At 70.9% G+C, this 11,965-nt stretch carries 11 protein-coding genes; 8 read left to right on the plus strand and 3 right to left on the minus strand.

Annotation, left to right across the window (positions count from 1 at the left end):
- Positions 1 to 11: 11 nt before the first annotated feature.
- The 6 genes from acs to ACZ5TL_RS25175 all read left to right on the plus strand — a co-directional run bounded on the left by acs (position 12) and on the right by ACZ5TL_RS25175 (position 6,120).
- Positions 12 to 1,967, plus strand: coding sequence for an acetate--CoA ligase (gene acs / locus ACZ5TL_RS25150; RefSeq protein WP_468592523.1), 1,956 nt, complete (start codon positions 12 to 14; stop codon positions 1,965 to 1,967).
- 204 nt (positions 1,968 to 2,171) lie between these two features.
- Positions 2,172 to 3,608, plus strand: a complete 1,437-nt coding sequence (gene nhaA / locus ACZ5TL_RS25155) for a Na+/H+ antiporter NhaA (protein ID WP_468592525.1) — start codon at positions 2,172 to 2,174, stop codon at positions 3,606 to 3,608.
- Between the two features lie 120 nt (positions 3,609 to 3,728).
- On the plus strand, positions 3,729 to 4,217 hold the full coding sequence (locus tag ACZ5TL_RS25160) for a phage holin family protein (RefSeq protein ID WP_468592527.1): 489 nt from the start codon (positions 3,729 to 3,731) through the stop codon (positions 4,215 to 4,217).
- Complete coding sequence (locus ACZ5TL_RS25165) at positions 4,214 to 5,152, plus strand: alpha/beta fold hydrolase (RefSeq protein WP_468592528.1); 939 nt, start codon at positions 4,214 to 4,216, stop codon at positions 5,150 to 5,152. The genes ACZ5TL_RS25160 and ACZ5TL_RS25165 overlap by 4 nt, the downstream gene beginning before the upstream one ends.
- A 154-nt stretch (positions 5,153 to 5,306) precedes the next feature.
- A complete protein-coding gene (locus tag ACZ5TL_RS25170) occupies positions 5,307 to 5,489 on the plus strand; it encodes a hypothetical protein (RefSeq protein ID WP_078885154.1) in 183 nt (60 codons plus the stop codon).
- Between the two features lie 187 nt (positions 5,490 to 5,676).
- Positions 5,677 to 6,120, plus strand: a complete 444-nt coding sequence (locus ACZ5TL_RS25175) for a nuclear transport factor 2 family protein (RefSeq protein WP_468592529.1) — start codon at positions 5,677 to 5,679, stop codon at positions 6,118 to 6,120.
- A gap of 509 nt (positions 6,121 to 6,629) precedes the next feature.
- Here ACZ5TL_RS25175 and ACZ5TL_RS25180 read toward each other — a convergent pair.
- The 3 genes from ACZ5TL_RS25180 to nth all read right to left on the minus strand — a co-directional run bounded on the left by ACZ5TL_RS25180 (position 6,630) and on the right by nth (position 9,958).
- Positions 6,630 to 7,829, minus strand: a complete 1,200-nt coding sequence (locus ACZ5TL_RS25180) for a MarP family serine protease (protein WP_468592530.1) — start codon at positions 7,827 to 7,829, stop codon at positions 6,630 to 6,632.
- Between the two features lie 13 nt (positions 7,830 to 7,842).
- Positions 7,843 to 8,538, minus strand: coding sequence for an NUDIX hydrolase (locus ACZ5TL_RS25185; RefSeq protein ID WP_468592531.1), 696 nt, complete (start codon positions 8,536 to 8,538; stop codon positions 7,843 to 7,845).
- Between the two features lie 274 nt (positions 8,539 to 8,812).
- Positions 8,813 to 9,958 (minus strand): endonuclease III, encoded by a 1,146-nt coding sequence (gene nth, locus ACZ5TL_RS25190; protein ID WP_468592567.1) that lies wholly within the window; start codon positions 9,956 to 9,958, stop codon positions 8,813 to 8,815.
- Between the two features lie 380 nt (positions 9,959 to 10,338).
- Between nth and ACZ5TL_RS25195 the strand changes: the two genes are divergently transcribed.
- Both ACZ5TL_RS25195 and ACZ5TL_RS25200 read left to right on the plus strand, forming a co-directional pair.
- Positions 10,339 to 11,013 carry a Crp/Fnr family transcriptional regulator gene (locus tag ACZ5TL_RS25195; protein WP_010031945.1) on the plus strand — a complete coding sequence of 225 codons (675 nt, stop codon included), beginning with the start codon at positions 10,339 to 10,341 and terminating at the stop codon, positions 11,011 to 11,013.
- A gap of 120 nt (positions 11,014 to 11,133) precedes the next feature.
- Positions 11,134 to 11,964, plus strand: a complete 831-nt coding sequence (locus ACZ5TL_RS25200; protein WP_468592533.1) for a nucleotidyltransferase — start codon at positions 11,134 to 11,136, stop codon at positions 11,962 to 11,964.
- The last annotated feature ends 1 nt before the right edge of the window (position 11,965 follow it).

Consider the following 11,965-nt stretch of genomic DNA (forward strand, 5'->3'; position numbering starts at 1 on the left):
AGGCAGATGCCGTGAGCAACGAAAGCCTGGCCAACCTCTTGAAGGAGGAGCGACGCTTCGCGCCGCCCGCTGACCTGGCCGCGAACGCCAATGTCACGGCGGAGGCGTATGAACAGGCCAAGGCTGACAGGCTCGGCTTCTGGGCCGAGCAGGCCCGTCGGCTGACCTGGGCCAAGGAGCCCACCGAGACCCTCGACTGGTCGAACCCGCCGTTCGCCAAGTGGTTCAAGGACGGCGAACTCAACGTCGCCTACAACTGCGTCGACCGCCATGTGGAGGCCGGGCACGGCGACCGGGTCGCCATCCACTTCGAGGGCGAACCCGGCGACAGCCGCTCCCTCACCTACGCAGAGCTCAAGGACGAGGTGTCCAAGGCCGCCAACGCCCTGCTGGAGCTGGGAGTTCAGGCCGGGGACCGGGTCGCCGTCTACATGCCGATGATCCCCGAGACGGTGATCGCGATGCTGGCCTGCGCCCGCATCGGCGCCGCGCACTCCGTCGTCTTCGGCGGCTTCTCCTCGGACGCCCTCGCCACCCGCATCCAGGACGCCGACGCGCGCGTGGTCATCACCTCCGACGGCGGCTACCGGCGCGGCAAGCCGTCCGCGCTCAAGCCGGCCGTGGACGAGGCCGTCGAGAAGGCGGGCAACGTCGAGCACGTCCTGGTCGTGCGCCGCACGGGCCAGGAGGTCGCTTTCACCGAGGGCCGCGACGTGTGGTGGCACGACCTCGTCGGGCGGCAGAGCGAGGAGCACGCCCCGAAGGCGTTCGCCGCCGAGCACCCGCTGTTCATCCTCTACACCTCGGGCACCACGGGTAAGCCGAAGGGCATCCTGCACACCTCCGGCGGCTACCTCACCCAGACCGCCTACACCCACCACTCCGTCTTCGACCTCAAGCCGGAGAGCGACGTCTACTGGTGCACCGCCGACGTCGGCTGGGTCACCGGCCACTCGTACATCGTCTACGGCCCGCTGGCCAACGGCGCGACGCAGGTCATGTACGAGGGCACGCCCGACACCCCGCACCAGGGCCGTTTCTGGGAGATCGTCCAGAAGTACGGCGTGACGATCCTCTACACCGCGCCGACCGCGATCCGCACGTTCATGAAGTGGGGCGACGACATCCCCGCCAAGTTCGACCTGTCCAGCCTGCGCGTGCTGGGCTCGGTGGGCGAGCCGATCAACCCCGAGGCGTGGATCTGGTACCGCAAGAACATCGGCGGCGACCGCACCCCGATCGTCGACACCTGGTGGCAGACCGAGACCGGCGCGATGATGATCTCGCCCCTGCCGGGCGTGACCGCGACCAAGCCCGGCTCCGCGCAGACGCCGCTGCCCGGGATCGCAGCGACGGTCGTCGACGACGAGGCGAGCGAGGTGCCCGCCGGCGGGGGCGGCTACCTGGTGCTGACCGAGCCGTGGCCGTCGATGCTGCGCACCATCTGGGGCGACGACCAGCGGTTCATCGACACCTACTGGTCGCGCTTCGAGGGCAAGTACTTCGCCGGTGACGGTGCCAAGAAGGACGACGACGGCGATATCTGGCTGCTCGGCCGGGTCGACGACGTCATGCTCGTCTCCGGCCACAACATCTCCACCACCGAGGTCGAGTCGGCGCTCGTCTCCCACCCCTCGGTCGCCGAGGCGGCCGTGGTCGGCGCGGCGGACGAGACGACCGGGCAGGCGATCGTCGCCTTCGTGATCCTGCGCGGTACGGCCACCGAGACCGAGACCCTGGTCGCCGAGCTGCGCGCCCACGTCGGCGACGCCCTCGGCCCGATCGCCAAGCCCAAGCGGATCCTGCCGGTGGCCGAGCTGCCCAAGACCCGCTCCGGCAAGATCATGCGCCGTCTGCTGCGGGACGTCGCCGAGAACCGCCAGCTCGGTGACGTCACCACGCTGACCGACTCCACGGTCATGGACCTCATCCAGGCCAAGCTGCCGGCCGCGCCCGGCGAGGACTGATCACGGCGCGGGCGTAGCGGAACGGACGAAGGGCACCCGGCACTCGGTGCGCCGGGTGCCTTTTGTCACCCCGGAGGCGAAGATCACCGGGGTGACACCCGGCCATATGTTTACCTAGACTAAGAAAAACAACTGCTCCATGGTGCGCCGGGAAGTCTGGTCGGCATGTGTCCAGCCCTGCCCACCGACCGGAGGTCTCCCCCCGTGACCGAGCCTCGCCCTTCCACGCCCCGCAAGGTCCTCGACCGTCTCTCGCTCCCCGAGCGGACCTACGTGGCGGACACGCTGCGCACCGAGACCGTCGGCGGTGTGCTGCTGCTCGCCGCCGCGGTCGCCGCCCTGCTGTGGGCGAACATCCCCGCGCTGAGCGACAGCTACGAGAGTGTCTCCCACTTCCACCTGGGCCCCGCCGCCCTCGGCCTCGACCTGTCGGTCGCGCACTGGGCCGCCGACGGACTGCTGGCGATCTTCTTCTTCGTCGCCGGGATCGAACTCAAGCGGGAGCTCGTCGCGGGCGACCTGCGCGACCCCAAGGCCGCCGCGCTCCCGGTCGTCGCCGCCCTGTGCGGCATGGCCATACCGGCGCTCGTCTACGTTCTCACCAGCGGCACCGGCGGCGGCTCACTCGCCGGCTGGGCCGTGCCCACCGCCACCGACATCGCCTTCGCGCTCGCCGTGCTCGCGGTGATCGGCACCTCCCTGCCGAGCGCGCTGCGGGCCTTCCTGCTCACACTCGCCGTCGTCGACGACCTCTTCGCGATCCTGATCATCGCGGTCTTCTTCACCGACAGCCTGAACTTCGCCGCGCTGGGTGGCGCCGTGGCGGGTCTGGCCGTCTTCTGGCTGCTGCTTCGCAAGGGCGTGCGCGGCTGGTACGTGTACGTGCCGCTCGCACTCGTCGTCTGGGCGCTGATGTACAACAGCGGCGTCCATGCCACCATCGCCGGCGTCGCCATGGGCCTGATGCTGCGCTGCCACCGCCACGAGGACGAGGACCACTCCCCCGGCGAGCACATCGAGCACCTCGTACGGCCCCTGTCGGCGGGGCTGGCCGTACCGCTGTTCGCGCTCTTCAGCGCCGGTGTCGCCATCTCCGGTGGCGCGCTCGCCGATGTGTTCACCAGGCCCGAGCCCCTCGGCGTCGTCCTCGGACTGGTCGTCGGCAAGTCCCTCGGCATCTTCGGCGGGACGTGGCTGACGGCCCGTTTCACCCGGGCCTCGCTCAGCGACGACCTCGCCTGGGCGGACGTGTTCGCGGTGGCGAGCCTCGCCGGCATCGGCTTCACCGTGTCGCTGCTCATCGGCGAGCTCGCCTTCGAGGGCGACCAGGCGATGACCGGCGAGATCAAGGCCGCCGTGCTGATGGGCTCGCTCATCGCCGCGACACTCGCGACGATCCTGCTGAAGATGCGCAACGCCAAGTACCGCCGCCTGTGGGAGAAAGAGGAGCGCGACGAGGACCTCGACGGCATCCCGGACATCTACGAGGAGGACGACCCGGCGTACCACCAGCGGCTGGCCGACCTCTACGAGCGCAAGGCCGCCGACCATCGCCGGATCGCCCAGGAGAAGGCAGCCGCGCGCCACGGGCTTGCCGAAGTACCGGGCGGGGCAGGCGATGACCACCACCGTCCGGCATGATCTGACGGGACGGTACAGAAGACGGGACCGTACGCAGTCAGGCCGTACGCAGTGGGACGACTGCGGCGAGCCAGGCAGACGACGCGGAAATCGGACCGTACGCAGAAGAGGGAGACCGCGATGAGCGCACCCGACGGCAGCCCGGTCGGCGCCGAACGCAGCATCGGCCAGTTGTTCGCCTCGGCGACGGCGGAAATGTCGGCGCTGGTGCACGACGAGATCGCGCTGGCGAAGGCGCAGCTCAAGCAGGACGTGAAGCGCGGCGCGACCAGCGGCGGCGCCTTCTCGATGGCCGGGGCGGTGCTGCTGTTCTCCCTGCCGATGCTGAACTTCGCGCTGGCGTACGGCATCCGCACCTGGAGCGACTGGAACCTCGCGATCTGCTTCCTGCTGTCCTTCGCGGCGAACGTGCTGGTCGCGGTCGTGCTCGCGCTGATCGGCGTGGCCTTCGCGAAGAAGGCCAAGAAGAGCCAGGGCCCGCAGAAGGTCGCCGCCTCGATGAAGGAGTCCGCGGTCGTCCTGCAGAAGGCGAAGCCGCACCCGCGTCCGGAGCTCGCGCAGGACCGGGTCCCCGAGGCCATCGAGGCTGTGGCACGCTCGTCGTCATGACGGACCCCGCCCTTCCCCCGGCACAACCGGCCTCGGCCGTACTCCTCGATGGCCCCTGGAGCCACCGCGACGTCGCCGCGAACGGCGCGCGCTTCCACATCGCGGAGCTGGGTGACGGGCCGCTGGTGCTGCTGCTGCACGGCTTCCCGCAGTTCTGGTGGACCTGGCGGCACCAGCTGGTGGCGCTCGCCGACGCGGGCTTCCGGGCCGTCGCCATGGACCTGCGGGGAGTCGGGGGCAGCGACCGTACGCCACGCGGCTACGACCCCGCCAACCTCGCGCTCGACGTCACCGGGGTCGTCCGCTCGCTCGGCGAGCCGGACGCCGCGCTGGTCGGCCACGACCTGGGCGGGTACCTGGCGTGGACGGCGGCCGCGATGCGCCCCAAGCTGGTGCGGCGGCTGGCGGTCGCCTCCATGCCGCACCCGCGGCGCTGGCGCTCGGCCATGCTGAGAGACGTCAAGCAGACCCGTGCCGGTTCACACATCTGGGGGTTCCAGCGGCCCTGGATTCCGGAGCGGCAGCTCACCGCCGACGACGGGGCGCAAGTGGCCGAACTGATCCAGGACTGGTCCGGGCCGCGCCCGCCGGTGGACGAGGCGCTGGAGAACTACCGCCGGGCCATGTGCATCCCCTCCGCGGCGCACTGCGCGGTCGAGCCGTACCGCTGGATGGTGCGCTCCCTGGCCCGCCCGGACGGCATCCAGTTCAACCGCCGGATGAAGCGGCCCGTGCGCGTGCCGACGCTCCATCTGCACGGCTCGCTCGACCCCGTGATGCGCACGCGCAGCGCGGCCGGCTCCGGCGAGTACGTCGAAGCCCCGTACCGCTGGCGGCTGTTCGACGGCCTCGGCCACTTCCCGCACGAGGAGGACCCGGTCGCGTTCTCCTCGGAACTCATCAACTGGCTGCGGGATCCCGAACCCGACCGGTGACCGGCTCTGCCGGACCCCGGTCGGTGACCGGGCGACCGCGCGCGGTACCGGCACGTGAACGGTTGTCCGACGAATGGCCAATTGCCTGGCGCATAGGCCAATTGGACGCCCCGGGAGCGGTTATCGACCATGGGGCGGGGGCAGACGTCGGGGTATGGGCTGGACGCACGACTACAGTGACGCAACCCGCAATCGCCGCTCGGCGGGCGGTGCGAACCCCCACCGGCGAAGCGGCGCACCGCAGATGGCGACCGCCGACCCCAGGGTCGGGATCCCACGCATCCTCCGCCGCCGGGCTCGCTGGGTCTCCGTACGTCTGCGTCATACGCGCGACTGAGGCGTCACCCGCGCGAGTGACGCCTCGACACCTGCCGCTTCACGAGCCTTCCAGGGTGCGTTTCGAAAGTGGATCTTTACGAAATGCGCTGCCTTACCCAGGAGGTAATCGTCTCGGCCGGACCGTGCGGGCTAGGTTGGTGCTCTCGCCGCGTGAGCAGGACGCGGACCATACGGAGGGGCCAATCATGTCCATAGCCACATCTACGAACACACGGACTGCGGTTGAGGAGTTACTGCGCCGGATCGGTGAGGGCGACCCCGAGGGCATCGCCGAGCTGTACGCCGAGCGGGGCGATTGGAAGCTGAGCTGGCCGGAGGCCGAGCACGGTCGTGCTGCCACGCCCTGGATCCGGCATCGGTCCACCCGGGCCGACGCGGCCGCCCACTATCGCGAACTTGCCGAGCACCACGTGCCGGAGCAGGCGGCGACTGAGGTCGAGCGCATCCTCATCGACGGAAACGACGCGGTCGTGATCGGCGAGATTCGCCAGACCGCTCGGTCCACCGGACGTGCGTATCGCGCGCGGTTCGCTCTGCACCTCACCTTCGAAGACGGCTTGGTCACCCGGCACCATGTCTACGAGGACAGCCTCGCCGTTGCCCGGGCATTCGACACCGAAGAGCAGTGAAAGCCACCAGGGCGGGCATGAGGACGCTGGTCACAGCCACTCGTTGATGGCTGCGACCAGTACGGTCGCTTCGTAGCGGACGGCGAGCTTGTCGTATCTGTGGCGACCGCCGGTGCCACTTGAGGCGGTTGATCCCGCACTCCACCGCGTGGCGCTCTCGGAGGTCGGCCTTGCCGAACTTCGGCGGCCGACCGCCGTGAGAGCCATGTCCAACGCGGTTGGCGATCTGGCCACGCTCCTCCGGGATCGTGCAGCGGATATCGCGCTTGGGCGGGTAGGCGCGGCTCGTGCGGGAGCCGTACGCCTTGTCGGCGCGAACCTTGTCCGGCCGGGTGCGAGGCCGGCCCGGCCCGAGCCTGGGCACCCGGATACGCCCCAGGACCACCCGGAACCGCGGGGAGTCCCCGCGCTGCCCGGCCGTGGTCACCAGTGACATCGGCTTCTGAGTCTGCTCGGCCGCCAGGCTGAAGTGGATCTTGACGCATCAAGATCCACTTCTGAAGCGCACCCTAGAGCGCGCAGTTGTCGCTGCCCACCTGCCGGTTGGCGGTGCGCCCCTTGGTGATGTCCTCCTGAATCTCGTCCACGGTCAGCGCGTACCCCGTCTCGGCGTCGTCGAGGGACTTGGCGAACACCACGCCGTAGACCTTGCCGTCGGGGGTGAGCAGCGGGCCGCCGGAGTTGCCCTGGCGGACGGTCGCGAAGAGGGAGTAGACGTCGCGGCGGACCGTGCCGCGGTGGTAGATGTCCGGGCCGTTGGCCGTGATGCGGCCGCGCACGCGTGCGGCGCGCACGTCGTACGCCCCGTTCTCCGGGAAGCCCGCGACGATCGCGCCGTCGCCGCTGCTCGCGTCCTCGGTGGTGAACCGCAGCACGGGCGCCTCCAGGTCCGGCACATCGAGTACGGCGATGTCGCGCCGCCAGTCGTAGAGCACGACCGTGGCGTCGTACTTCTTGCCCTCGCCGCCTATCTGCACGGTGGGCTCGTCGACGCCGCCCACCACGTGCGCGTTGGTCATCACCCGGCGGTCGGCGAAGACGAAGCCGGTACCCTCCAGGACCTTGCCGCAGCTCGGGGCCGTGCCCACGACCTTGACGATGGAGCGCTGGGCGCGGCTCGCCACCGGGCTGTCGGCCAGGGCCGGGTCGGGCGGCTGGACGTCGGTGATCGGCTCGTTCGAGAACGGGCTGAAGACCTGCGGGAAGCCGTTCTGCGCGAGGACCGAGGAGAAGTCCGCGAACCAGGTGGCGGCCTGCTCCGGCAGCGCCTGGGAGACGCCCAGCAGCACCTTGGAGTTGCGGACCTCCTTGCCGAGCGTCGGCAGTGTCGTGCCCGCGAGGGCCGAGCCGATCAGCCAGGCGACCAGGAGCATCGCCACGACGTTGACGAGGGCGCCGCCGGTGGCGTCCAGGGCCCGGGCCGGGGACCAGGTGATGTGCCGGCGCAGCTTGTTGCCGAGGTGCGTGGTGAGGGCCTGGCCGACGGAGGCGCAGACGATGACGACGACGACCGCGACGACGGCGGCGGTCGTGCTCACCTCCGCGTTGTCCGTCAGCGTGTCCCAGATGACGGGCAGCGCGTAGACCGCGACGAGGCCACCGCCCAGGAAGCCGATCACCGACAGGATGCCGACGACGAACCCCTGGCGGTACCCCACGACCGCGAACCACACGGCGGCGACCAGCAGCAAGATGTCCAGCACGTTCACGGAGGCCACCCTGTCATGCGCGCCAGTCGAGCGGGACCTGCTTCTCCCGGTCCCAGGGCCGCTCCCAGCCCGCGAAATGCAGCAGCCGGTCGATGATTCCGGCCGTGAAACCCCAGACAAGGGCGGATTCGACCAGAAACGCAGGACCGTGGTGGCCCCTGGGGTGGACGGCGGTGGCCCTGTTGGCGGGATCCGTGAGATCCGCCACGGGGACGGTGAAGACCCTGGCGGTCTCGTTCGGATCGACGACGCCGACCGGGCTCGGTGCGCGCCACCAGCCCAGCACCGGTGTGACGACGAAGCCGCTGACCGGGATGTACAACCGGGGCAGGACACCGAAGAGCTGGACGCCGGACGGGTCGAGGCCGGTCTCCTCCTCGGCCTCGCGCAGGGCGGCCCGCAGCGGGCCGTCACCGCCCGGGTCTCCGTCCCCGGGGTCGAGGGCACCGCCCGGGAAGGAGGGCTGGCCGGCATGCGAACGCAGGGAGTGCGCACGCTCCATGAGCAGCAGCTCCGGTCCACGCTCGCCCTCACCGAACAGGATCAGCACGGCGGACTGCCGCCCGGCGCCGTCCTCCGGCGGCAGGAAGCGGCTCAGCTGCCGCGGCCGGACCGTCTCCACGGCGCGCACCACCGGGTCCAGCCAGCCGGGGAGGCCTTCCTTGCTCACCGTCACCTGCCCGCCCTGCGTGTCGCTCGCCCGCGTCATCGCCACCCCCGTCGTCCTGCCGCTTCCAACGCGCGGCGGCCCTGAGATCGTTCCGCGAACGGCCGCGATCCGCGGCTCGGGCTGCTCGCGTGGAGGCTGGAAAGGGTGCTCGGGCTCCTCAGGTGCGCCCCCTGGCCGCTCAAGCAGGCCATGGAGCCCTCCAGGCGGCTCGGACGGCCCGGCGCGCTGTCCGGGCCAGGCGCAGGGCCGCCCGAACGGACCGTCAGGCGCGCTGTCACCCGGGCGGGCCGGCCTGCCCCGCTGTTCCCGTGGCTCATCCGGCCCCCAGCGGCGGCGCCGGTTTGCCGCCCGCGTCCAGGTACGCCTGCGGGGGGTTCAGGCGCTGGCCCGGGAAGCCGCCCTTCTCGTACTTCAGGAGCTTCTTCGCCTTCTCCGGGTCCGTCTCGCCCTCGCCGTACGCCGGGCAGAGCGGGGCGATCGGGCAGGCGCCGCAGGCGGGCTTGCGGGCGTGGCAGATGCGGCGGCCGTGCCAGATCACGTGGTGCGAGAGGTCCGTCCAGTCGCTCTTCGGGAAGAGCGCGCCGATGGCGGCCTCGATCTTGTCCGGGTCGGTCTCGCCGGTCCACTGCCAGCGGCGCACCAGGCGCTGGAAGTGCGTGTCCACGGTGATGCCGGGGCGCCCGAAGGCGTTGCCTAGCACGACGAACGCGGTCTTGCGGCCGACACCGGGCAGCTTGACCAGGTCCTCCAGCCGGCCCGGCACCTCACCGCCGAAGTCCTCCACCAGGGCCTTCGACAGCCCTATGACCGACTTCGTCTTGGCCCGGAAGAAGCCGCACGGGCGGAGGATCTCCTCCACCTCCTCGGGGTTGGCGGCGGCCAAGTCCTCGGGGGTGGGGTACTTGGCGAAGAGCGCGGGGGTCGTCTGGTTGACCCGCAGGTCGGTGGTCTGCGCGGACAGGACCGTGGCGACGACCAGTTGGAAGGGGCTGCCGAAGTCCAGCTCGGGATGGGCGTACGGGTAGACCTCGGCGAGCTCGCGGTTGATGCGGCGGGCACGGCGGACCAGGGCCGTGCGCGACTCGTCGCCCGGCGGGTGGACGACGGTCCTGGCCGGGGCGGTCCCCTTGAGGCGGGCGGTGGCCTTCTTGGGCGCGACGGTCACCTTCTTGGCGGCGGGGGCCTTCTTCACCGCGGCTGCCTTCGACGGCTTCCTGGCGCCCGCGGCCTTGGAGGCAGGCGGCTTTGACGCAGGTTCCTTGGCGGCGGACGCCTCGGAGGCGACCTTCTTCGCAGGTGCCGTCTTCTTCGCAGGTGCCGTCTTCTTCGCAGGTGCCGTCTTCTTCGCAGGCGTCGTCTTCTTCGCAGGCGTCGTCTTCTTCGCAGGCGTCGTCTTCTTCGCGGAAGCCTTCTTGCTCCCCGGCCCCGCCTTCCTGGCAGGCGCCTCCCCGGTCGGCACCTTCCCGACCGGTGCCTTCCCGGCAGGCGTCGGCTTACCCGAAGACACCGCCTCCTCTGTCGCTTTCGCCGTTTTCCTACCGCCATCGGGGCTCTGTTCGCCCACAGCGGAATCGCGACGTACAACCACCCGCGCAGCCCCCTCGGCCTGTGCTCTCACCGGCGATTTGGACACCCGGCCAGCCTAAGGCCCGGCACGGGCATCCGCCCCGGCCCCTGAAGATCGGCGCCCAATTGGACCCCTGCCGCGTACCCCGGGACACCTGTACGGCATCCTTGTGACAGATCACACTGTTTGGACCGTCCGGCAAAATGGGCACCACAGTGCCTTGATACAAGGGGGATCAAGGTCCCCTGAGCAGGTCGACAAGGAGAGAACTCGTGGACGACGTTCTGCGGCGCAATCCGCTCTTCGCGGCGCTCGATGACGAGCAGGCCGCGGAGCTCCGCGCCTCCATGAGTGAGGTGACCCTCGCCCGCGGTGACTCGCTGTTCCACGAGGGCGACCCCGGTGACCGCCTGTACGTGGTCACGGAGGGCAAGGTCAAGCTCCACCGCACGTCCCCCGACGGCCGCGAGAACATGCTGGCCGTGGTCGGCCCCGGCGAGCTCATCGGTGAGCTGTCGCTGTTCGACCCGGGCCCGCGCACGGCTACCGCCACGGCGCTGACCGAGGTGAAGCTGCTCGGTCTCGGCCACGGCGACCTCCAGCCCTGGCTGAACGCCCGCCCGGAGGTGGCCACGGCGCTCCTGCGCGCCGTCGCGCGCCGGCTGCGCAAGACCAACGACGCGATGTCCGACCTCGTCTTCTCGGACGTCCCGGGCCGTGTCGCCCGCGCCCTGCTGGACCTGTCCCGCCGGTTCGGCGTGCAGTCCGAGGAGGGCATCCACGTCGTCCACGACCTCACGCAGGAGGAGCTGGCCCAGCTGGTCGGCGCGTCCCGCGAGACGGTCAACAAGGCCCTGGCGGACTTCGCCCAGCGCGGCTGGCTGCGCCTGGAGGCCCGCGCGGTGATCCTCCTGGACGTGGAGCGCCTCGCCAAGCGCTCACGCTGACGCGCACGCACCCCTGGCCGTACGTCGTCGGGCCCTGTCTCCTCGCGGGACGGGGCCCGACGTCGTAGACGGCACGGAAACGAGCCGCGCCGGCATCCCCCTGCACGGCACAGTGACCGTATGGCCGGAACCGTTCACCGCCCCGGACTCGACGCACGGGGTTTCATCGCCCGGGAGGGCTCCCTCGCGCGCGTGCCCGACGCCTTCCGTCCGGTCGTCGCCGCAGCCCGGGAACGACTGACCGACGTGTTCGGGGCGCGGCTGCACAGCGCGTACCTCTACGGGTCGATCCCGCGTGGCATCGCGCGCGCGGGGCACAGCGACCTCGACCTGCTGCTCGCCCTGCGCCAGGAGCCGACCGGCACGGACCGGGCCGGGGCCCATGCCCTCGGTGCGGCGCTGGACCAGGAGTTCGAGCAGCTCGACGGGCACGGGACGCTGCTGTTCAGCCGGGCCCGGCTGCTGAGCGACCGGGAGCGGTACGACCTGGGGTGGTTCGTCGCCTGCCTGTGCACACCGCTGCTGGGCGAGGACCTCGCCGCGCACCTGCCGCGCTACCGTCCCGACACGCTCCTGGCCCGTGAGACCAACGGCGACCTGGCCCTGCTCCTCCCGCGCTGGCGCCGCCGGATCGCCGCGGCCGGCGACACCGACGAGGCCCGCCGTCCCCTCGTCCGCTTCCTGTCCCGGCACCTCGTGCGCACGGGCTTCACCCTGGTCATGCCTCGCTGGAACGGCTGGACCAGCGATCTGCGGGAGATGGCCGAGGCGTTCGCCGGGTACTACCCCGAGCGGGCCGAACAGCTGCGGGCCGCCGCCGTCCTGGGCCGCGAGCCCACGGGTGACCCCGCCGTCCTGGCGTCGTACGTCGACGACCTCGGGCCGTGGCTCGCCGGCGAGTACGCGCGCGTGCACGGCGTCAAGGCGCCCAGGCCGGGCCAGTACAGCTAGT

This window comes from Streptomyces sp. NPDC033136, assembly GCF_055578235.1.